General features: G+C 44.7%; 20 protein-coding genes. 5 read left to right on the forward strand and 15 right to left on the reverse strand.

The features are described 5' to 3' along the window. Positions 1 to 53 precede the first annotated feature (53 nt). Complete coding sequence (locus AC55NX_RS01460; RefSeq protein WP_496994128.1) at positions 54 to 992, forward strand: LysR substrate-binding domain-containing protein; 939 nt, start codon at positions 54 to 56, stop codon at positions 990 to 992. A 125-nt stretch (positions 993 to 1,117) separates the two neighbouring features. On the opposite strand, the gene fusA is transcribed toward AC55NX_RS01460, so the two are convergent. Together fusA and radA are read right to left on the reverse strand one after the other, a co-directional pair. Next, positions 1,118 to 3,205 carry an elongation factor G gene (gene fusA / locus AC55NX_RS01465; protein ID WP_496994129.1) on the reverse strand — a complete coding sequence of 696 codons (2,088 nt, stop codon included), beginning with the start codon at positions 3,203 to 3,205 and terminating at the stop codon, positions 1,118 to 1,120. 177 nt (positions 3,206 to 3,382) lie between these two features. Further along, on the reverse strand, positions 3,383 to 4,762 hold the full coding sequence (radA, locus tag AC55NX_RS01470; RefSeq protein WP_496994130.1) for a DNA repair protein RadA: 1,380 nt from the start codon (positions 4,760 to 4,762) through the stop codon (positions 3,383 to 3,385). Positions 4,763 to 4,898: 136 nt separating this feature from the next. On the opposite strand from radA, the gene AC55NX_RS01475 reads away from it, so the two are divergent. Then, complete coding sequence (locus tag AC55NX_RS01475) at positions 4,899 to 7,247, forward strand: PilZ domain-containing protein (RefSeq protein ID WP_496994131.1); 2,349 nt, start codon at positions 4,899 to 4,901, stop codon at positions 7,245 to 7,247. Between the two features lie 87 nt (positions 7,248 to 7,334). On the opposite strand, the gene serB is transcribed toward AC55NX_RS01475, so the two are convergent. Beyond that, positions 7,335 to 8,276, reverse strand: a complete 942-nt coding sequence (serB, locus tag AC55NX_RS01480) for a phosphoserine phosphatase (RefSeq protein WP_496994132.1) — start codon at positions 8,274 to 8,276, stop codon at positions 7,335 to 7,337. A 101-nt stretch (positions 8,277 to 8,377) separates the two neighbouring features. Here serB and AC55NX_RS01485 point away from each other — a divergent pair, with 101 nt between their 5' ends. Then, entirely contained in the window at positions 8,378 to 8,989 is a 612-nt protein-coding gene (locus AC55NX_RS01485) for a YtjB family periplasmic protein (RefSeq protein ID WP_496994133.1), read from the forward strand. 42 nt (positions 8,990 to 9,031) lie between these two features. Here AC55NX_RS01485 and deoD read toward each other — a convergent pair whose 3' ends face one another. From deoD to AC55NX_RS01520, 7 genes are all read right to left on the reverse strand, one after another. After that, positions 9,032 to 9,751, reverse strand: a complete 720-nt coding sequence (gene deoD, locus AC55NX_RS01490; protein ID WP_496994134.1) for a purine-nucleoside phosphorylase — start codon at positions 9,749 to 9,751, stop codon at positions 9,032 to 9,034. Positions 9,752 to 9,786: 35 nt separating this feature from the next. After that, positions 9,787 to 10,566 carry a deoxyribose-phosphate aldolase gene (gene deoC, locus AC55NX_RS01495; protein WP_496994135.1) on the reverse strand — a complete coding sequence of 260 codons (780 nt, stop codon included), beginning with the start codon at positions 10,564 to 10,566 and terminating at the stop codon, positions 9,787 to 9,789. Between the two features lie 210 nt (positions 10,567 to 10,776). Next, positions 10,777 to 12,039: a NupC/NupG family nucleoside CNT transporter gene (locus AC55NX_RS01500; RefSeq protein WP_496994136.1), complete on the reverse strand. Its 1,263-nt coding sequence runs from the start codon at positions 12,037 to 12,039 to the stop codon at positions 10,777 to 10,779. Between the two features lie 946 nt (positions 12,040 to 12,985). Then, on the reverse strand, positions 12,986 to 13,798 hold the full coding sequence (locus AC55NX_RS01505) for a TatD family hydrolase (protein WP_496994137.1): 813 nt from the start codon (positions 13,796 to 13,798) through the stop codon (positions 12,986 to 12,988). Beyond that, the gene (locus AC55NX_RS01510) at positions 13,782 to 13,925 is read right to left on the reverse strand and encodes a DUF5363 family protein (protein ID WP_197413094.1); all 144 of its coding nucleotides are present in this window, start codon (positions 13,923 to 13,925) and stop codon (positions 13,782 to 13,784) included. Before AC55NX_RS01510 ends, AC55NX_RS01505 begins: the two co-directional genes overlap by 17 nt. Before the next feature lie 19 nt (positions 13,926 to 13,944). Next, entirely contained in the window at positions 13,945 to 14,718 is a 774-nt protein-coding gene (gene yaaA / locus AC55NX_RS01515; RefSeq protein ID WP_496994138.1) for a peroxide stress protein YaaA, read from the reverse strand. A gap of 154 nt (positions 14,719 to 14,872) precedes the next feature. Further along, on the reverse strand, positions 14,873 to 16,300 hold the full coding sequence (locus AC55NX_RS01520; RefSeq protein ID WP_496994139.1) for an alanine/glycine:cation symporter family protein: 1,428 nt from the start codon (positions 16,298 to 16,300) through the stop codon (positions 14,873 to 14,875). A gap of 672 nt (positions 16,301 to 16,972) precedes the next feature. Between AC55NX_RS01520 and AC55NX_RS01525 the strand changes: the two genes are divergently transcribed. After that, positions 16,973 to 17,152, forward strand: coding sequence for a DUF3545 family protein (locus tag AC55NX_RS01525; protein WP_496994140.1), 180 nt, complete (start codon positions 16,973 to 16,975; stop codon positions 17,150 to 17,152). A gap of 41 nt (positions 17,153 to 17,193) precedes the next feature. Here the strand turns inward: AC55NX_RS01525 and AC55NX_RS01530 are convergent, their stop codons facing one another. The 3 genes from AC55NX_RS01530 to nfo all read right to left on the reverse strand — a co-directional run bounded on the left by AC55NX_RS01530 (position 17,194) and on the right by nfo (position 19,666). Beyond that, positions 17,194 to 17,745 carry a hemerythrin domain-containing protein gene (locus AC55NX_RS01530; protein WP_496994141.1) on the reverse strand — a complete coding sequence of 184 codons (552 nt, stop codon included), beginning with the start codon at positions 17,743 to 17,745 and terminating at the stop codon, positions 17,194 to 17,196. Positions 17,746 to 17,845: 100 nt separating this feature from the next. Continuing rightward, on the reverse strand, positions 17,846 to 18,523 hold the full coding sequence (gene ung / locus AC55NX_RS01535) for a uracil-DNA glycosylase (protein ID WP_496994142.1): 678 nt from the start codon (positions 18,521 to 18,523) through the stop codon (positions 17,846 to 17,848). 264 nt (positions 18,524 to 18,787) lie between these two features. Further along, complete coding sequence (nfo, locus tag AC55NX_RS01540; RefSeq protein ID WP_496994143.1) at positions 18,788 to 19,666, reverse strand: deoxyribonuclease IV; 879 nt, start codon at positions 19,664 to 19,666, stop codon at positions 18,788 to 18,790. Between the two features lie 303 nt (positions 19,667 to 19,969). Between nfo and grcA the strand changes: the two genes are divergently transcribed. Next, on the forward strand, positions 19,970 to 20,347 hold the full coding sequence (gene grcA / locus AC55NX_RS01545) for an autonomous glycyl radical cofactor GrcA (RefSeq protein WP_311844507.1): 378 nt from the start codon (positions 19,970 to 19,972) through the stop codon (positions 20,345 to 20,347). 92 nt (positions 20,348 to 20,439) lie between these two features. On the opposite strand, the gene thrC is transcribed toward grcA, so the two are convergent. Continuing rightward, positions 20,440 to 21,723, reverse strand: coding sequence for a threonine synthase (gene thrC, locus AC55NX_RS01550; RefSeq protein WP_496994144.1), 1,284 nt, complete (start codon positions 21,721 to 21,723; stop codon positions 20,440 to 20,442). After that, entirely contained in the window at positions 21,720 to 22,691 is a 972-nt protein-coding gene (gene thrB, locus AC55NX_RS01555; RefSeq protein ID WP_496994145.1) for a homoserine kinase, read from the reverse strand. Before thrB ends, thrC begins: the two co-directional genes overlap by 4 nt. Between the last annotated feature and the right edge of the window lie 2 nt (positions 22,692 to 22,693).

Consider the following 22,693-nt stretch of genomic DNA (forward strand, 5'->3'; position numbering starts at 1 on the left):
AATAGTTCATGGCACAAACGATAAAATCTGACACTCAATTAAGGAAAACTTAAGTGAAAAGTCGCCTACCTCCTTTACAATCTGTCTATTATTTTTACATGGCAGCACAAGCAGGCAGTTTCAAAATTGCATCCGAACAACTCTTTGTCAGTGCCGCTGCAATCAGTCAGCAAATTCGTCAGTTAGAGGAGTGGTTGAAATGTGAATTGTTCATTCGTCAGCACAGGCGTGTTCATCTGACAACAGAAGGACAAATCCTCTATAAGTATGCGCAAAAAGGGTTTTCCGAACTCTATGCGGGTATACAACATTTAACGCAGGATCCGTCACCGAACCAGCTGTCTATTTCGACCCATCCAGCTTTTGCCCAACACTGGCTCGTTCCCAAACTTCAGGAGTTCAGACAGAAACATCCGGATATCATACTGCTGATCGACCCGAAAGATGCATTGGTGACATTTCAGGATGATTCAGTTGATCTCTGTATTCGTTATGGACAAGGGAACTATGAAAATCTGACCAGTATCAAGCTGATGGATGAAGTGCTCTATCCCGTTTGTCATCCGCTTTATCAAAAACAGCATCAAATCGAATCGGTCAATGACTTGTACCGCGTTGATTTAATTGAAGATATGATCCCAGATATGAGCTGGGAACTGTGGCTAAACTCTATCGGTGCCCCGACCGGGTGCCCGACACTTCAGTATGAAGGATCGCTGTTTGTATTGGAAGGGGCGTTAGCCGTACAAGGTGTCGCCCTGATGAAGCACACTCTGGCCCACCGCTATATTCAGGAAGGAAAACTCATCCGCATTGGGCATCAGGCCATTCGCTCCCGTTATAGTTACTATATCTGTGCCCCTGAAAGCTACCTGCAAAGGAAAAAGGTCAAGGTCTTTATCGCTTGGATACAAGAACAAATCGCAACGTTCACGTTTTCGGGTTTAAACGAACTCGATATTATCGAGCGAACCATCATCGAACGGACATAGTAAGTTTCAGCGCGGATTCACCGCAACTACAAACTGTCACCACCGCCCGGCGGGTTATAGATGACAACAAAAAGCCCCGTTAGCTTTCGCTACGGGGCTTTATCGTTAAAGGGTTAACCTAAAAATTACTTCTTAGCGTTACGCTCTTTAACTTCTGCAATCACTTTCTCAGCAACGTTTGCTGGACATGCTGCGTATTTTTCGAACTCCATCGAGAACTGACCACGACCAGAAGTCATCGTACGTAGAGTACCGATGTAGCCGAACATTTCAGAAAGAGGAACGTCAGCTTTGATACGTACGCCAGTTACACCAGCTTGCTGGTCTTTAATCATACCACGACGACGGTTCAGGTCACCGATGACGTCACCAACGTGGTCTTCTGGAGTGAACACGTCAACTTTCATGATAGGTTCTAGAAGCTGAGCACCCGCTTTTGGCATTGACTGACGGAATGCGCCTTTCGCTGCGATTTCAAATGCGATTGCAGATGAGTCAACTGCGTGGAAGCCACCGTCGAACAGTTCAACTTCAACATCCAGAGTCGGGAAGCCAGCCAGCACACCGTGCTGCATCATGCCTTCAAAACCTTTCTCAACTGCTGGCCAGAATTCCTTAGGAACGTTACCACCAACAACAGTTGATTTGAAAGTGAAGCCAGAGTTTGGCTCACCTGGTTTGATACGGTAGTCGATCTTACCGAACTGACCAGAACCACCAGACTGTTTCTTGTGCGTGTAGCTATCTTCGATTGCTTTGGTGATAGTTTCACGGTAAGCCACCTGAGGAGCACCAACTTCCAGCTCAACGCCGTAAGTCCGTTTCAGGATGTCTACTTTGATGTCTAGGTGAAGTTCGCCCATACCTTTCAGGATGGTTTCGCCAGAATCTTCGTCAGTCTCAACCTGGAATGATGGATCTTCTGCAACCATCTTACCGATCGCGATACCCATTTTCTCAGTTGAACCTTTATCTTTCGGAGAAACCGCGATAGAGATTACTGGTTCTGGGAAGATCATTGGTTCCAGAGTACATTCGTGTTTTGGATCACACAGTGTGTGACCAGTTTGAACGTTCTTCATACCAACAACTGCAATGATGTCACCCGCTTGTGCTGAAGTGATTTCAGTACGGTCATCAGCTTGCATCTCAACCATACGGCCGATACGCTCAGTTTTACCGGTTGCAGCGTTAAGAACTGTATCGCCTTTCTTCATCACACCTGAGTAGATACGGATGAAAGTCAGCGCACCGAAGCGGTCATCCATAATCTTGAATGCCAGCGCTTTCAGAGGTTCTGCCGCGTCAACGATCGCTTTCTCACCAGTAGGCTCACCAGTTTGTGGATCAGTCAGGTCTTGTGGATCAACTTCAGTTGGGTCTGGCAGGTAATCAACAACTGCGTCCAGAACCAGCTGAACACCTTTGTTCTTAAATGCAGAACCACAGAAAGTTGGGAAGAACGCCAGATCACGAGTCCCTTTACGAATACATGCTTTGACTTGCTCAACAGTTGGTTCTTCACCTTCCATATAAGCCATCATCAGATCGTCGTCTTGTTCTACAGCCGATTCGATCAGAAGCTCACGGTACTCTTCTACTTGATCAACCATATCTGCTGGAACTTCTTTAATTTCGTAGTTTTCTGGCAGACCTGAGTCATCCCATACGTAGGCTTGACGGTTCAGTACGTCTACAACACCAACGAAGTCATCTTCACGACCGATCGGTAGCGTCATAACCAGTGGGTTTGCTGCCAATACGTTCTTCACTTGTTCAACAACGTTGAAGAAATCTGCACCCATACGGTCCAGTTTGTTGACGAAGATGATACGAGCAACTTCTGATTCGTTCGCGTAGCGCCAGTTAGTCTCTGACTGAGGTTCAACACCGCCAGAACCACAGAATACACCGATACCGCCATCTAGAACTTTCAGTGAACGGTATACTTCTACTGTAAAGTCAACGTGTCCAGGAGTATCGATAACGTTTAGACGGTGGTTTTTCCACTCACAAGTTACCGCAGCTGATTGGATAGTAATACCGCGCTCTGCTTCCTGCTCCATGAAGTCTGTAGTCGATTCACCATCGTGAACCTCACCAGTTTTATGGATTTTACCAGTAAGCTTAAGAATACGCTCAGTGGTAGTGGTTTTACCCGCGTCAACGTGCGCGAAAATACCAATGTTTCTGTATTTCGATAAATCTGCCATTGTCTTACTCTGTTAATAAGGTATAAAGTGCGCGCAGAGTATATCATAATCCGTCAAGACTGATAGCCCCGCTCGCGGTTTGGTGAAAAATATTTTCTATCCCCATATTTGCAAGGACTTCCAATATTTTTGTCGGTTATTCATTTGAGAAACAAGTACATTTCCCAATCTGTGCAGTTAAAGCTCATCAAATGCCTGAATCGCATCGGCCAATTTTTTAACCGCATGGATTTGCATCCCTTCTATCCCGCCTTTCGGCATATTTGCATGAGGGATAATGGCTTTTTTAAACCCATGTTTGAAAGCTTCATTTAACCGCTCCTGCCCGCTCGGTACCGGCCGAATCTCTCCGGCGAGGCCAACTTCACCAAAAATGACCACATCTTTGGGTAAAGCCCGGTCCCGAAAGCTCGACAATAGGGCCATCACCAGTGCCAGATCTGCACTGGTTTCGGTGACTTTCACGCCACCAACCACATTCACAAACACATCTTGATCAGCCATCATCAGACCGCCGTGCTTATGTAAAACAGCCAGAAGCAAAGAAAGACGGTTTTGTTCAAGGCCGACCGCCACCCGACGCGGATTCGCAAGTTGCGAGTAGTCTACCAGCGCTTGAATCTCGACCAGTAGCGGACGCGTGCCTTCCCAGACCACCATGACAGAACTACCGGATGTTTCTTCTTCACCTCTGGATAAGAATATAGCAGAGGGATTGTTGACTTCTCTCATACCTTGCCCGGTCATCGCAAAAACGCCCAGTTCGTTCACGGCTCCGAAGCGGTTTTTGTGACTTCTTAGTGTGCGAAAACGGCTGTCTGTCCCGCCGTCCAACAACACTGAGCAGTCAATAATATGTTCCAGCACTTTCGGCCCTGCCAGCGTACCATCTTTCGTGACGTGACCGACAATAAACAGTGCAACATGATTTTGTTTAGCGTAACGGGTCAATGCCGTAGCGGATTCCCGAACTTGAGCGACACTGCCCGGCGATGACTGAACATCAGCAACATGCATGACCTGAATCGAGTCTATCACCATGACCTTCGGCTGCTCTTGTTCGGCAATCTGGCAGATTCGGTCAACACTGGTTTCAGATAACATTCGGAGCCGATCTTTCGGCAATCCCAAACGAGAAGCTCGCATCGCAACCTGCTGGAGCGACTCCTCTCCGGTGACATACAGTGTCGGAACCCCGTGAGCGAGATAACACATAACCTGTAACAATAACGTTGATTTCCCGGCTCCGGGGTTACCACCGATCAGGATTGCAGCGCCGGGGACGACGCCACCGCCCAAAACACGGTCCAGTTCTTTGAACCCACTGGTAAAACGCGGGACTTCTTGCAGGTCAATATCTGCCAGTGTCTGAACTTTGGCTTCAGTCGTTCCGCCTGCATAACCACTCAATCGCTCGTTCCGAGAAACCTGAGGAGATGCAGCCAAACGGACTTCCGTAATGGTATTCCATGCGCCACATGCATTACATTGCCCTTGCCAGCGAGGAAAATCCGCACCACAATCATTACAAACGTATGCTCTTTTTGTCTTCGCCATATCCCCTCAACTCGACTATGGAATGTGATTCAGTATACAGTTTAATTCGACCAAACCCGAAAATAACAAATAACTCATTAAATAATTGACGAAAAAGGCCGATAATTATTTCAGAGCGTGGACATCATAAATAATTATGCAGAAAACAGAAATTAGATCTATCGCGGAAAAATTAATTCCAGCTTATAAGTCAGAGGATTTTGAAAAAATTCTGTCACAGATGACAGAAGGTGACCAGCCCTCTGTCAAATTGTTAGTGAAAATGGAGTTGAACCGGGTCATGGGGCCCTGTACCAAGATCGTCGATCTCCGTGGACGCGTTCAGGGGGAATGTCGAGAATACCATCTGGATGGTCTGCGCCATTGGCTTGATGATGTCGCCTTTAATGACTACTACAAATATATCAAAAAATTTGGCGGTTATACCGAAGGGGTATGGGAAGCGCTTTATAATACCCGTAACAATTTTCGGGTTATGAAAGAGAGAAATATCGACAACCAGCCCAGTGTTACTGATTCGAATAGCCCTTTTGAAGTAGAAACGATTCAATTAGGTTACGACCTGAAGCGCAGAGAAAACCGGATGAAGCTTGCTTCACAGGTTGATATCACATTATCAAATGGACAGTTGGTTGCTGCCGTCACACTCGACTTTTCCCCTTCTGGTGCAAAGATCAAAGTTCCCTCAGCTTTTAGCTATAAATTAGGAGAAAGCATTCAGCTTCATTTCACGGAACTGGAGCAAAAACATCCGCATATTGAAGCTCTGCAATCTCCGATAGAGTATCGCATACTTGGTATTGATGAATCGCTTGAAAATGATGCGGTCAAGTTTCTTCGGCTGATCAAGCTGACCGAAACGCAGGTGATCGAGCAAGTTATTCAGGAACACCTGTTCAATGAAACCCAAAAAGCACGTCACGACAATCAAGACAAAATCATGCGGGCCAGAACCCGAGCCTACGAACATACATTTCTGAAACATGCTTGCCAGTTGCCAATGTTCTTTGAGGGGAATGAGCTCAAAGTTGTCCTTTTAACTGAAAGCAACCATGACATCTGGCAGTATTGGCATGATGAAAGAAATCAACAGTCGCTGGGCAATCTGTTTAACCCGCAACGAATGTCGCTTCTTGCTAAGCAAGGGGTGAGTGAAAGCAGCAATACTCTCTATACCTTTAAACATGACTATCAGGAAAGATGTTTGTTTTTTTCCATGATGAAGTCAGAAGCGACACCTGAACTACGTAAATTATTTTGGCACATCGGTGCAAAGAAGGAATCGTGGCGCGCTTTCCGAATCTCAATGTTTGAACTCAGCGCTCAGGAACGGGAAAGTCTTGCCACAGAATCACCGGAGCTGACCAAGCATCTTTCATCACTGACTCACTGCGGGATATTACAAGAAGTCAGTAATCCAGAAACCGCTTCAGATTACTTGCTCGTCGATAAACCGAAAATGCCCAGCAGTGAGTTAAATATCTTTCGTCATCCAAGAAAAGTGAACGGCTACCCTATTTCGATTTTCTTTGATGCCCGTTCTCAGCGCAAAGAACCCCGTTATCGGTTAAGTTCTCCGGTCACGATTCAAACGGCTCAAGGCGATGCCATCAGTGGCAAAACTATTGATCTGTCCAAACGGGGGGTTTACATCACCCTTGAAACGCCCGTTGTCCTGAAGGTCGGGGATCCGGTCAGTGTCGATTTTATTGAACTAAAACTCTATAACAAGAAATTACCATTGGATCAGGTCCCCTATCAGGTCGCCCGAATCACACCGAATGGTCAACGGATTCAGTTAGCGATTCAGGAAGATAGTCAAACCATCAAAATTATTCGTTTTTTCAATCGATTAATTGAAAGCAACCGAGATAAGTTAACCGAAAACGATGAAGTTCGCCCCACTTTGGCGCTACTCGAAGGGCTGCATCACATTCTGTTGGATAAAATTGTCTGCTCACCGATCTTTGTCGAACGTCAGGGCGCTTATCTCAAAACCACTGCGATTGGGATCAGTAGTCCACTGTCTCCCTATCAGGTTTTGCTGGCCAAACTCGGGCACGGGGAAGGCTATATGTCCCTTGATCCGATTTTTAAAGGACATAGTAATACCCTGATCGCGCAACCGATGAAACATGTCGATGGCGCAAGGCCTCACTATTTTGATATCTATTTTTCCGTCAGAAAATACGGTAGCCGGATCCAGTCGATTGAAACACGCTTGTTATCCGATTTTACAACTGCCCAAGAACGGATTTCCTTTATTCAGGACTCATTAGTTATGGGCGATATTTATATTCTCAGATATTGTGCCATCGCTGTATTTCACCCTGTCGCGACATTACTACGTTCCGATCTGGATGAACTGTCACTCATTAGTATGCATCACGCCAAAAGCATCGAAAAATCGATTGCTTCAATTGTCGGTTATGGTGAATTTTTCGATATTACCGAAGAAGTGCTACTCCGTCTGGAAATCAACTAGTTCGGCATCGGAAGAGGCGGCAAGATACGAGATGCCAATCGTATCCTGCTGCCCATCACGAAAACGGTGATAACTAAAACGGCAATACTAAGATTGCAATACCAAGCTTACGGATAAAATACAGAGAATGCCACCCAACTGAGCATAGCGAATCGCAGACTGAGCCTGAGCTTCGACTTTCGGTTTGGCATGAAACGCAATCCCTAATCCGGCAGCATCCATCATCACCAAGTCATTTGCACCATCACCGACCGCAATCGTATTGGCTGGTTTAAGACCATATTGAGCCGTCAGGCGGCATAGAATATCTGCTTTGGTCTGCGCAGAAACGACATCACCCAATACGTTCCCTGTCAGTTGACCATCGACAATTTCCAGTACATTAGATTGCGCGAAATCCAGTGCGAGCGTCTCTTGCAAGTAATCAGAGAAATAAGTAAATCCACCGGACGCAATTGCAGTTCGCCAACCGAACTCTTTTAATGCCGAGATCAACTCCCGCAACTCCGGCATCAAAGGCAGCACCTCCCGAACCTGCGTGAGAATATTTGCATCCGCACCGGTTAGTTGAGCGACACGCTGACGGAGACTCTGCTCGAAATCAAGCTCTCCCTGCATCGCTCGTTCCGTGACTGCTGATACTTCTGCCCCAACCCCGGCCAGTTTGGCGATTTCATCAATACATTCAATCTGAATTGCAGTGGAGTCCATGTCCATCAGTAACAATCCCGGTTGGCTCAAATCGGGGAGCGCTTCAAGGCTGGCATAGTCAACCTGTAACTGTTGAAGACTCTGTTCATGAGATCTCGTTAAATCTCCGGCCATCAAAGCTACATCATAGTGACCGACTCGCCAAATTCGACGGATCGGATTGTACATGCCGGTTAATTCATCAAGCTGAGTAAAAAAATCAGGAGACAGGGAGGCACTGTATAAAATCCAGTTCGCCTGAACATCTTGAATCCGTTGCTGCAACTGTTCAGCGAGTGCCGTCTTTTGTGTAATTAACAATGTCTTTTGCGAGTTCATGAAATTTACCTGTAATGAAAGTAACCCGACGTTAACCTATTGCAATTTAAAAACGCAAGTATCAATATGACTTCTGATAAAATTTTTGTGGTTAAGGTACGATGAGTGGTTCCCTGTTCTCGCTACGCGTAGTTCTACGCATCATTGCAGTCCTCTGTGTTGTCATGATGTTTGTCTTTACGGCAGAAAACAGTGTGATGATTAGTAAAGGCAATGAAAAAATTCAGGCCAATCAACTGGAGACCCTGACGAAACTGCTGATCTCACAAGCCTCGCTCACGGCCAGTAGCTTTTTAGTTGATCAGGATGAAGAAAAGCTGAAGTCTCTGACCAATCAACTGGCACGCGATCGATTAGTGTTTGACGCAACGATTTATGATGCTGAAGGTGTGCAAATTGCCGCAAGCGACTCAGCACTCAGTGTCCGGGATGTCTTAGGTCTGGATACACCGCTGAAAACAGCGAGTATTGGCAGACAACAGTTGGTTGAACCGGTTCTACACGACAACAATGTAATCGGTTTCATTCGCATTACTTTTGAAACGGGGAAAGTGACGGCCATCTCCGATCACCATTATCGGAAAAGTGATCGTTATATGTATTTAATGATCTTGGCTAGCTTTACCAGCGGTATTCTGCTGACCCTATTACTCCACCGTCAAAAAAGACGAGCTCGTCAGGGTGAAAATTTACTATTAAAAAATGCAGGGTGAACACTGCCACCCTGTCATTCAATTGCTCAACCAAGTGTAGCCTTACTGCGCATCACCAATCAATACGGATTCAAGCGCAATCTCAATCATGTCGCTGAAGGTCGTTTGACGCTCCTGAGCGGTGGTCTGTTCACCAGTCTTGATATGATCGGATACGGTACAAATCGTTAATGCTTTCGCACCATATTCGGCAGCGACACCATAAATACCGGCCGCTTCCATTTCTACACCGATAATGCCGTATTTATCCATCACATCAAACATGTCTGGATCCGGTGTATAAAATAGCTCCGCTGAAAACAGGTTACCGACTTTCACATCAATACCGCGCGCTTTGGCAGCTTCTTCAGCCGCTTTCACCATCTGATAATCAGCAATAGCCGAAAAATCATGATTCTTAAAGCGGATACGATTGACTTTTGAATCGGTACAAGCACCCATTCCGATGACCACATCACGAATATGTACATCTGAACGAACTGCACCACAACTGCCAACGCGAATCACTTTCTTCACACCAAAATCTTTAATCAGCTCTGTGACATAAATAGAACAAGATGGAATCCCCATGCCATGTCCCATCACAGAAATCTTCCGACCTTTATACGTTCCGGTATAACCGAACATGTTTCTCACGTCGCAAACTTGTACAACGTCGTCTAAAAAGGTTTCAGCAATATATTTTGCTCTAAGTGGATCTCCCGGCATCAAGACGACATCGGCAAAATCTCCCATTTCAGCATTAATATGTGGCGTAGCCATCTCTTTCTCCTTAACTAACTATCAGATCACACGGATTAATATGAATCAGAACTTTGAGCTGCTTCTGTACCTTCCAATGTTGCCAATAGATCATTCAACAAACTGGATGCTCCGAAACGGTAGTGGCGACTGTCAGCCCAAGCTTCTCCCATCATCTCGTCAACCATCGACAGGTACAGCGCTGCTTCCTGTGCTGTTTTTACACCACCGGCTGGTTTAAAACCGACTTTATCAGCCACACCCAGATCACGGATCACTTCCAACATCATCTTGGCATACTCGGGTGTCGCATTCTCTGCTACTTTACCGGTCGAAGTTTTAATAAAGTCAGCACCCGCGCGAATCGCGATTTCCGAAGCTTGCTTGATCAATGCTTCTGTTTTCAATTCACCTGTTTCAAGAATTACTTTTAGCAGAACGTCATCACCGCAAGCCGCTTTACATTGTTTGACCAAGTCAAAACCAACCTGTTCATTCCCGTTCATTAAAGCGCGATAAGGAAAAACCACATCAACATCATCTGCACCGTCAGCAACCGCAGCTCGGGTTTCCGCAACCGCAGCCTCAATATCATCCCGTCCATGAGGGAAATTGGTGACCGTCGCGATCCTGATATTGGGTGTACCTTGCTCTTGGAGCGTTTTTTTAGCAATAGGAATAAAGCGAGGATAAATACAAATAGCAGCCGTTGTTCCAAAAGGTGTCTTTGCACTCTGACACAATGAAATTACTTTTTCTTCAGTATCATCGTCATTCAACGTGGTTAAATCCATTAAGGTTAACGCCCGTTGAGCAGCTAATTGTAATTCGTTCATACACGACTCCTTTAATAAACCATCTCAAATCGACATCTGACCATTTTATCTCACTAACAAGTCGGGATATAGGAGAAGAGTTTCTCTACTGATAGCGCAATCGGTTTGTATCTCATTCTATTATTGGCGATCGAAATCGTCACAAATAAAAAAGGCCTCAAGGTCTCGACCCTGAGGCGCAATCATAATCAGTAATCACCTTGCTCTTAATTAAAAAGAGAGGAAGAATCCGGCAATTGTTGCAGCCATCAGATTCGATAATGTCCCGGCAATTACGGCTTTCACACCCATTCGCGCAATGTCATGCCTGCGATTCGGTGCGATTCCACCCAAACCACCTAACAAAATGGCAATAGAAGATAAGTTCGCAAAACCGCATAAGGCGAAAGAGATAATTGCTGTTGTTTTCTCTGACATCACGTGTCCTGTCGCAGCAACAACCTGAGCCTGATCACCAATGTAAGGCACAAAATTGGAATAAGCGACAAACTCATTCAAGACGATTTTTTGCCCGATAAATGAACCGGCCGTTGTTGCCTCAGCCCAAGGAACGCCGATGATAAAGGCCAATGGTGAGAACAACCAGCCAAGAAGCAGATTTAAAGAAAGTTCTGGCATCCCAAACCAACCGCCAATACCACCAAGCATACCGTTGATTAAAGCAATCAAACCGATGAACGCCAGTAACATAGCACCGATATTCAGCGCCAGTTGCATCCCTGTGGACGCACCGCTTGCTGCCGCATCAATCAAGTTCGATGGTTTGTCATTGCCTTCATCAAAATCCGTCAGTTCCTGACTATGTGGCGTTTCGGTTTCTGGTTTCATAATTTTCGCAAACAGTAAACCACCCGGTGCGGCCATAAAAGAGGCTGCAACCAGAAACTCCAAACGAACACCCATTGCAGCATATCCGGCAAGAACACTACCCGCAATCGAAGCCAAGCCACCACACATGATGGCAAACAGCTCAGACTGTGTCATTTTCGGCACATAAGGACGCACCACTAATGGTGCCTCGGTTTGGCCAACGAAGATGTTTGCAGCAGCAGACATGGATTCCGCACGAGAAGTCCCCAACGCTTTCTGCAATGCACCACCAATGATTTTAATGGCAATCGGCATAATACCAATGTAGTACAGCACCGCAATCAGAGAGCAGAAGAACACCACCGCCGGGAGAACTTGAAACGCGAAGATGAAACCCAGCCCATCAACCGAGAAGTTCACTAAGTTGCCAAACAAGAATCCTGTACCATCCTTGCCGTAGTTAATGACGTTCTGCACACCAGCGGTTAACCCCGCCAGAAGATCACGTCCCCAAGGGTTATAAAGAACAAAACCACCTAATAAAAATTGGATGGCAAAAGCTCCGCCAACCGTTCTAAAATTGATCGCTTTACGATTATCTGAAAGCAGAAAGGCAATTCCAATTAGAACAGCCATTCCCACTAAGCTCATAAACAAGCCCATAGTTTATGAATCCTTATATGTGAATTATTCGTTTGAGTGGAGGAAGACGTTTCGGTGGCGGATTATACGATGCCCCAAATCAAAAGCAATTACAGGTCACACATTTATCCACAAAAGAAAAATCATTCACCACAATTATTGATACTAATCACAAAAACTGCCAAACCGAAAGTCATTCAATATTTTTTGTTAACAAAAAATCAACATCACGCAAACAAGGTTATATGCAATAGATACACAATACGACCGTTTGCAGATATCAAACGATTGCCCCAAAAATAGAATCAGCTAGCAAAAATAACTATATCAGATAAACCACTTGAGAATTTTGTGGCATATCAAACATTACATTATATAGAAATATCAACTATTTGATGTTGAACTTCCTTGCTCTTGAGATTGCACCAAAATGAAACAACATTAATTAAATTACAAAAATAGATGATACATATCGCAAAAAATTACATATTTTATTATAAAGTATGCTGTTTTTAACAAAAAACAAACACAAACAGTTAAATACCATATTAAACATTAAAAAAAATGTGATCTATACGAAAAAGTCGATTTTTTGCTTACTCAATCGATAGGCTGAACAACTATCCATATATTTATGAATTTACTCAGTGAATACGTTGCCATTAAGGGTAGACCAACAATGGCATTTCAATATAGGAATATAGGTATATAAAGGTGAAAAGTGAGGCGCTGATAATTATCTCTGCGACATCTGAATATCATTCATGTGATGAGACACAACCTGCACCTTGTACTGGGGGATATGAAAAATTTGTTTTCATCCGCTTAACCTCTGCTGCCAGCGGTAATCCAAACAAGTGATTGAATTCACAATTGAATTGAGAGGGACTCCATTTGCGCCATTGCAGACAAGATGGTACGTGTTGATCGGGCGATGTTGGTATTCAGGAAATCGCACATTGAGCAGTCAATCTGCATCAATACCAAAGATCTGATGACTATTCAGCCATAAGCGCTCTGCAATATCCGCCACGACACACTCCCTCAGTTGCGCCAAAGCTTGTAAAACCAACGGTAAATATTTGGGATGATTCGGCTGCCCCTGCAATCCGCACAGTGGCATGTCGGGGGCATCCGTTTCCAGCACTAAAGCCTCGATCGGAAGTCGAGCAACGGTTCGCCGTGTCTTTGCGGCCCGTGGATAGGTAATCACACCACCGATACCAATTTTAAACCCTAACTGGATAAATGCCTGCGCTTGTTGTTCACTGCCAGAAAATGCATGTAAGACTCCACCGTGGGTAAACTGATGCTGTTTGATCAGCTGTAACAAGCGTGACTGAGTCTTACGACTATGGAGAATCACCGGTAATCCGGCATTCTGAGCGATTCTCAGTTGAGCGATAAAGAACTCTTCCTGAATCGTCGGCGGAACATCGACCACCGCATCCAATCCACACTCCCCGATCGCGACACAATTCTCATCAGAAGCGGCCAGACGCTCTTCTAAAAACGCCATCCGTTCAGAGCCACTCATTTCTGCGCTATCGGTATTTAAAAAATAGGGATGAAAACCAAGTGCATAGTATAATTGCTGCGGTGCGATAGTCGCCAATTTTTGCACCGCATCCCAGTTACTGCTCCCCACCGAAGGAATCAGAAGGCGTGAAACACCGGCATCAGAAGCCTGCTGCCAGTGCCACGCTATTTCAGACTGAAATGGCTCAAAATCAAAATGGCAATGCGTATCAAACAGTCGAGGCTTAACTATCTTTACCATCTTTTTGCTTTGCATTGCTCGTCTCACTCCGATAAGGCACGCAACTTCGTTTTTGTGCCGGGGTTAAGCCCATACGCTGACACCAGTTATCGTAACGAGCCAGACAACGTTTCAACCAACGCCACATCAGCCTGTCCTCCGAACAATTACTGTTCTTCTCGTTTGAAAACCAATTCTGTTGCAGTGGACTCTCCGGCATCATAGCGATACCCGGCAACATCGAATTCCAACAATTTCTCTACAGATGAAATCCGATTCTCAATAATATAACGAGCCATCATGCCTCTCGCTTTTTTTGCGTAGAAGCTAATCACTTTATATTGACTATTTTTACAGTCTTTAAATACCGGAGTGATCACTTGAGCATCCAATCCTTTGACATGAACCGCTTTAAAATACTCGTTTGATGCCAGATTCACCAGAATGTTATCTCCCTGCTCTTGAATAGCCTCATTCAGCTTGTCAGTAATCACATCGCCCCAAAACTGATAAAGATTATTGCCACGAGGATTGCTCAGTTTCGTCCCCATTTCCAACCGATAAGGCTGCATTAAATCAAGAGGCTTCAGTAAACCATAAAGGCCTGATAACATCCGCAAATGTAGCTGCGCATAATCCAGATCATCGTCAGAGAGGGTTTCAGCTTCAAGGCCGGTATAAACATCCCCTTTGAATGCCAGAATGGCTTGACGAGCATTTTCAAAAGAGAACTTTTTATCCCACTCTGCGAATCGGGCGACATTCAGGCCGGCAATCTTATCACTCACTTTCATCAGCGAAGCAATATCAGCCGGAGTAAGCTGACGGCAGACTTCGATTAAAATTTCTGAATGTTCGAGCAATTCAGGCAGCGTATGTTTATCGGTCTTTAAGGGCGACTCATAATCCAGGGTTTTAGCGGGGGAAACGACGATTAACATACTCTATTCCTTTCTCTGCTGATCAATATTGATGTTATATGTGTGACGAATCAGATTCACAGTGAATCCGATACTTTCTATTGCATAGCGTACAAAAAAAGCCATGCGTTGTCTGCATGGCTTTCTCAATCCTTACTATCGGTTTTACCAATAATTAATCTTTCGACTTTTCCCAAATGCCTTCTTCTAGCTGAGATTGCAATTCAGGGTAGTCCTTCACATTAAAGGTTGGTAGTTTGCCGGCTTTCAACTGGCGGTTATAATCTTTTGCCAACTTCACGACGATGCCGGATAACAACAGAATCGCAATCAGATTGACAATTGCCATCAGTCCCATCGACACATCCGCCATCGACCAAACAGTCGGTAATGTCGCTAAAGAACCAAACATGACCATCGCCAGGAAAACTACCCGGAAAATCGCTAAGCCTTTTTTATTGTTGTGTTCAAGGAACACCAAGTTTGTTTCAGCATAAGAGTAGTTGGCAATAATTGACGTGAAGGCAAAAAAGAAAATAGCAAAGGCAACAAAAATACTGCCCCATCCACCGACCTGAGAGTCCAGCGCACGCTGAGTTAATTCAATCCCGGTAATTTCACCATGCGGCACATACTCACCCGACATCAAAATAATCGCAACTGTGGCAGAACAGATCACGATAGTATCAATAAACACACCCAGCATCTGTACATAGCCCTGAGACGCAGGGTGCGGTGGATATGGTGTCGCCGTTGCAGCAGCATTCGGTGCAGACCCCATCCCTGCCTCATTTGAAAACAGTCCACGTTTGACGCCATTGATCATCGCTTGAGCAATCATATAGCCCAGACCACCGGCAGCGGCTTCCTGAAAACCAAAAGCACTTTTAAAAATCAGGCCAAATACTGCCGGAAGCTTATCGAGGTTCGTCAGTAGAATGAAAATCGCAATCGCCAAATAGGCCAGAGCCATCACCGGAACAATTAATTCAGCCGTGCGGGCAATTTTCCGGATACCACCGAAAATTACAAACGCGGATAAAATAACAATACCAATCCCGATATACATCGGTTCATAGCCAAATGCGGTATTCATGGCATTGGTAATCGAGTTGGCTTGCACAGCATTGAAAACCAAGCCGAATGCAATCATCAGGAAAATGGAGAACAGCACCCCCATCCAACGCATTCCTAAACCTTTTTCCATGTAATAAGCAGGACCACCACGATAGTTACCATCACGATCTTTGGTCTTATATAATTGCGCTAATGTACTTTCGGCAAAGGACGTCGCCATCCCGACCATCGCAGTCATCCACATCCAAAAAATAGCGCCCGGCCCACCGGCTGTGAGTGCCACGGCAACACCTGCCATGTTTCCGGTTCCGACTCTGGCGGCAAGACTGGTACATAAAGCCTGAAAAGAAGAAATGCCCGCAGTATCTGATTTACGGCTATTTTTCAACACACTGAACATATGGCGGAAATGACGAATTTGAATAAACTCAAGTCGGACAGTAAAGTAAATCCCGACGCCCACCAATAGATAAACAAGGATTGACCCCCAAAGCAGGTCATTTAATAAATTGATTAAGTCTGTCACAAGAACCTCTTTAAAGAGTTCAGAGCACAAGTTTGCTCTACACCATCACTTGATATTTCCCTATCTTATAATAATTTATTAGCAACAGTCCCTGTTGTTCCTAGCATATATATCCGAACAAATCGCAAACACATTCACTCAGCGCCGAAGATAATGCTATCGAACAGACAAAAAATCAATACACAACACTGTTCGAAAAGGCTATTTTTATAATCATACTCTTAACAAACTCACACAAGTAAAAAACAAAAAACCAACATTTATTTAAAATAATGCTTTACAAAGTTGCCAAAAAAAGCGAATTTTAGAGCGACAGAGGCGTTGTATGATTCAAGCGTTTCACCAATGTTGACAGTTACCTAAGGCGTTACCGAAGACAAGTCACCTGATTCGTTTGGAACATCACCTCAAAATTGACACATTCAGTTGTCCATCACTCAAGTTTGTTAACAATCTCAGAAAAATTTGTAGTATGCTCGCGACGTCTGATAGCACAAAAAACGTACAATTTTATTTTCCTCAGCATAAAAACAGGGATCTTTGTTCAGAAATAAGTCATCAAATCGAAACAAATGAGAAACATATCATAGATATACTTACTTCAGTTGTGATATTTAAGACTCATACAGAGCAGATTTCGTCATAGAGCATACATAATAGAAGAGGCTAATTATGGATGATTTGCACTTTGAAGATTTACTTGAAAAAGAGATTAGTAAAATCCGAGTAACCCGCTCTAAACCAACAAAGCGAATGTGGAGAGAAATAGAAGCAATACGCGATAAACGCCGATTACAGAAAGAACTGATGGATATGGATATCAGTCTTGAACTCGATGATATCGATATCTGAGAGAGTGAAAAAAGGTTCCCCTTCGGGAACCTTTTTTCGTATTATTTACCTTCCAGCATCTCTTCTCTAACAAGCTGAGCAAGCTGCTTATACCGATCAGCAATGGTCTCACCGAAAACGGGGTCATCTTCGTTTTGTGTCCATTGCCCTTCAACATGCTGCCAATCCTCAACAGTAAAGGTCTGCTTAATTAGCGGCAAAATGTCTTTTTCTTCCAGATCCAAATGACGTTTCTGTTCCACAATAAAATCAGATAACTGATTGATAAATACATCCTGAGGAACAATAACGTCCTGCAAAATCATATCAATCACACCAAGGAACTCATGCGTTTTTTCCGACAGATTACGATGGTCAGCTTCCAGATCAGCGATATACTCCTTTTCCCCGTACTTTTCCATATAGTACTGGTAGATTAAATCCTCTTTTGGATGATGCGCGGCTTCTGAATGTGAACACAAATAATCGACAATCTCTTTAATCAGGGAGTAATTGACGGCCTGTTCACTCTGAAGTCTTTGCAACTTCCGTTTGAGGATGGCTAATAAACGGGTCATGTAACCATGTTCCCGACGAATCCGTTCTATCATCATGTCGCCTCTCCGGTTCATAATGTGATAAACAAATTGTATATAACTTATCGGGGGGCTGATTTGATTCTGGTCGTAAAAAATACAATTTCTCTGCGATGATCTAGTCCAGAATCGGCTGCCAGTTAACAGGCGTCTCGCCATGTTCTTGAAGATACTGATTTGCTTTAGAAAAATGTTTACAGCCAAAGAAGCCGCGATGAGCCGATAAAGGAGAGGGATGAGGCGCAGTTAAAACACAATGCTTTTGACGATCAATAAAATGCCCTTTTTTCTGCGCGTGAGATCCCCACAGAAGAAAGACAACGTTTTGTCGATGCCGGTTAATTTCTGCAATCACTTTGTCTGTAAATGTCTCCCAGCCGGTACCCGCATGAGAATGAGCTTTCCCCTGCTCGACGGTTAAAACCGTATTCAGCAGGAATACACCTTGCTCAGCCCAATTTTTCAAGTAACCGTGCTCCGGTATCGAAAAGCCGGGGATATCTTGAGCAAGCTCTTTATACATATTGACTAAGGACGGTGGTGTTTTCACGCCCGGCAACACAGAAAAACAGAGTCCATGTGCCTGATTGGGCCCGTGATACGGGTCTTGTCCGAGGATGACAACTTTCACGTCACTGAACTCTGTATAGCGAAAAGCGTTAAACACATCTTTCGCTGGCGGATAAACCACCTTTCCTTGCCGACGCTGTTGCTCTACATAAGCAAGCGTTTCCTGAAAATAAGGCTGCTGTTTTTCCGCACCGATTACATCGTGCCACGTCAGTGAGTTTGTCATGAACCATCCTAAAGTAATGTCGAGAATGGTTCTATTCTACTCATAAACAGAATCGAGTTGCACCGCAAAGATGCCAATTTGTTTTATCGACCACGCGGTGGCACACCGCGATGGCGTCCCCCCGGTCCGGAGACATGACGGTTCGGTGTCGGTAAAGGAGATGACGGACGGGATATTGAATGGGTAATGTATGACATAGCAGCCTCCAGAGACACAATGTCTAAAAATGAAACACCCAATATCCCATGAAAAAAATGTGCCAAGTTATGCAGGAACGATATCTGAATTAACAGTTGTGGAGTAGTCACGTAAAGTCTGAATTTCTTGCGGCCATAATTCTGGTTTAATTGTCTCTAAAATCAATGGGATATCATTAAAACGCGGATCTTTGGCAATATATTCAAAGCAATCCCAACCGATCATCCCTTCCCCTAATGCATGATGACGGTCAACCCGACCACCCAGATCGATTTTTGAATCATTAAGATGCATTGCTCTGAGGTAGTGCATCCCAACACGTTGATCAAACTCAGCAAACGTCTGCTGACAAGCGGTTGCCGTTCTCAGGTCGTATCCAGCGGCAAATAAGTGGCAAGTATCCAGACACACACCGACTCGTTCCTGATCATCGACCAACTCGATAATTCGAGCCAGATGTTCAAACTGCCAACCGAGATTACTGCCCTGTCCTGCCGTATTCTCAATCACGGCAATCACTTCAGGTACCTGTTGATGAGCGAGATTAATGGATGCAGCAATCGTTTCCAGACACGCATCTTCACTGATCTGGTTAAGATGACTGCCGGGATGAAAGTTCAGTAGGCGTAGTCCGAGCAACCGACAGCGCTCCATTTCATCAACGAAAGCAGCACGTGATTTCTCCAGCTTTTCCGGATCCGGGGCGCCCAAATTAATTAAATAGGAATCATGCGGCAGAATATGTTGGGGTTCAAACCCATATGTCCGGCAGTTCGCCTGAAATGCATCAATGGAACTTTGCAACAACGGTTTCGCCTGCCACTGTCGCTGATTTTTAGTAAAAAGTGCAAAACTGTTTGCACCAATTTCATGCGCACGGAGCGGTGCATTTTCAACACCTCCCGCAGCAGACACATGGGCACCGATAAATTTTTGTTCTTGCATTAAATCGTCTCACATCAATCAATTGCGCAGTTGTATTCACTTCACTGAATACATTTTGTTGTAAATTTACAACATTTATTAATTTAAAAAATATTTTAAATATTAAAAAAAATTTAAATTTATATTTTTGAATCACTTATTGATAAAAATCAACAAAAACGATTAATCTGAAGATAATTTAGTTGTTATATTTTGACCTATATCAATACAATAAAAAAGGTTATCTGCTATATAATACTTAGCTCAACTTATTTTGAAAGTTAACACCAATCAGCGCCACAATCAGTGGATGAGGAGAAAGCAATGCTTCAAGGTATCCAAATTACAAAAGCCGCGAATGACAACCTGATCAACTCTATCTGGTTACTTGACCAAGAGAAAAATGAAGCACGCTGCATGGCAGCAACTGCCGGGTATCAATTCGATCAAGTGATTCCTGCCAGCGATCTGGGTGAGTATGAATCTCGTGAGCTCGCTATTGAGAAAGCACCGCGTATTGAAGGCGGTCAGCACCTCAACGTTAATGTCCTGAAACGTGAGACACTAGAAGACGCCGTTGCACACCCAGAAAAGTATCCACAACTGACCATTCGTGTCTCAGGTTATGCTGTACGTTTCAACTCACTGACACCAGAACAGCAACGTGATGTGATTGCACGTACTTTTACTGAAACGCTATAATTCATGATGCTCTATGCGAGATAAACAACGACACGCTTGAGTTCTTCGACAGACCATCAAAAACGGCACCTTTCGGTGCCGTTTTTCGACGTTTATGACTGAACGCGACGTAAAATCGCTTTCAGAGCTTCAAAATCATCATCAAGTTCTTCAGAAAGTAATGCCATTTGGGCATGTTTTGCCAATGGTCCCGGCAGCGGGATATCTGTCTCCAGAATCTCATCGACAACTTCTTTAAATTTCGCAGGATGAGCGGTACATAGGAATAATCCTGTCTCTCCCGGTTGGAGTTGTTGAACTAAGGTTCGATAAGCAATCGCACCATGCGGCTCACACAAATAACCCAAATCATAAAGCTCACGCACGGATGCCGCACTTTGCTCATCTGTAACCGCACCTTTGCCGAGTGTTTCTAAGCCCCACCCCTGAATACGGCACAACTCTTCGATTCGTGGCCAGTTGTTTGGCTGACTCACATCCATTGCATTAGACGTCGTGGCAATTGTAGCTTTAGGTTCCCATTTACCGGTTTCCAGATAGCGTGGCACGGTATCATTGACATTCGTTGCAGCGATAAAACGCTGAATCGGCAAGCCCAATGCTTTGGCTAGCATTCCAGCCGTTAAATTACCAAAATTACCACTTGGCACGGAAACAACCAGATTGTCGCGTTCAGTTTTGGTCATTTGAGCTGCCGCTTCAAAGTAGTAACAGATCTGTGCCATCAGACGGCTGATATTAATTGAATTGGCAGAGTTGAGTCCAATTTCATCCCGTAGCGCCTGATCATCAAAAGCTTTTTTGACTAACGCCTGACATGCATCGAAATCACTGTCAATGGCAACCGTATGAATGTTTTTACCCAGTGTGCAGAATAGCTTTTCCTGCAACGGACTGATCTTGCCTTTCGGATATAAGATCACCACCTGAATATTCTCCATGCCATAAAAAGCATGTGCCACGGCTGCACCGGTATCACCGGAGGTTGCTGTCAGAATGGTGATTTTGCCACCATCCGATACGGCCGCCAAAGACTGAGCCATAAAACGACCACCAAAGTCTTTAAACGCTAATGTCGGACCGTGGAACAGTTCCAGTGCATAAACTTGATCTTTCACCTTCTGAATCGGTGCCGGAAACTGAAACGCATTCCCGACTAACGCTTTTACCGTTTCAGGAGACAGCTCATCGCCAATCAACGCAGATAGAATTTTTGCACTGCGGGAGACAAAATCTTCAGCTAATAACCCATCAATATCCTCAAAACGCGGGAGTTCTGATGGAAAAAATAACCCTTGATTACGGCCAAGCCCCTGACGGACGGCCTGACCAAAAGAAACCTGTTCATCGTTCTCTTTAATATTATAAAGCTTCATAGCTTACTTCCTGTCTGTTTGGAGCCTTGCTTATTCAGGCGACAAATGTGGACGAATCCATTTTCGTTCTGTACATAATTCTGTTCGAGCCATTGTGCGACACGTTCTGCGACATCACGCTCCCGGCAAACACTAAACAACGTCGGGCCACTTCCGGAAATCCCCGTGGCTAAAGCACCGGCTGAGGACGCATACTGACGAGCCGCAGCAAAACCGGGTAAAAGTTTCTCACGATACGGTTCGGCAATCACATCTTTAATCATTTTTGCCGCCAACTCCGGTTGATTCGAGTGACAAGCATGGATAAATCCGGACAGATAGCGACCATGTGCAATGATGTCCTGACGTCGGTATTGGGCCGGTAAAATCGCGCGCGCTTCAGCGGTCGAGACTTTGATTCCCGGATAAGCCATCACCCAGAACCAATCATCAAAACAAGGGATCTCTTGACTGATAATCCCCAACTCTTCGATCATCAGTTGTACACCGCCAAGATAGCACGGTGCAACATTATCATAATGAACGCCACCGGAGATCTGCCCTTCCATCTCACCCATCAGTGCAAGCAGTTCCGTCTCATTCAAAGGGTTACCATGAAACTGATTCAGTGCATCCAAAGCTGCCACGATCGAACAGGCACTCGACCCGAGTCCTGAACCGATGGGCATGTTCTTTTCAAGCGTCATTTCAAGCGGCTTTAAATCAACTGCTTTCTTTTTCAGTTCCCGGCCAAAAACAACCCAGCAATCATAGACAATGTTTTCTTGCGGGTTGGTCGGCAGTTTATCGACAAAGCGCCCGACCGCTTTGAGAGAAAAAGGAGATTCACTGCTTTTCACTTCAACACGGTCGCCGAGCAATGTACCGTCCACCGGAGAAACCGCCGCGCCCAGAACATCAAATCCGACACTGACATTGCCGATGGAAGCCGGTGCATAGATCACCACACTTTCTTGTTGTGTGCTCATAA

The sequence above is a fragment of the Vibrio rubrogenes genome (genome assembly GCF_059641415.1).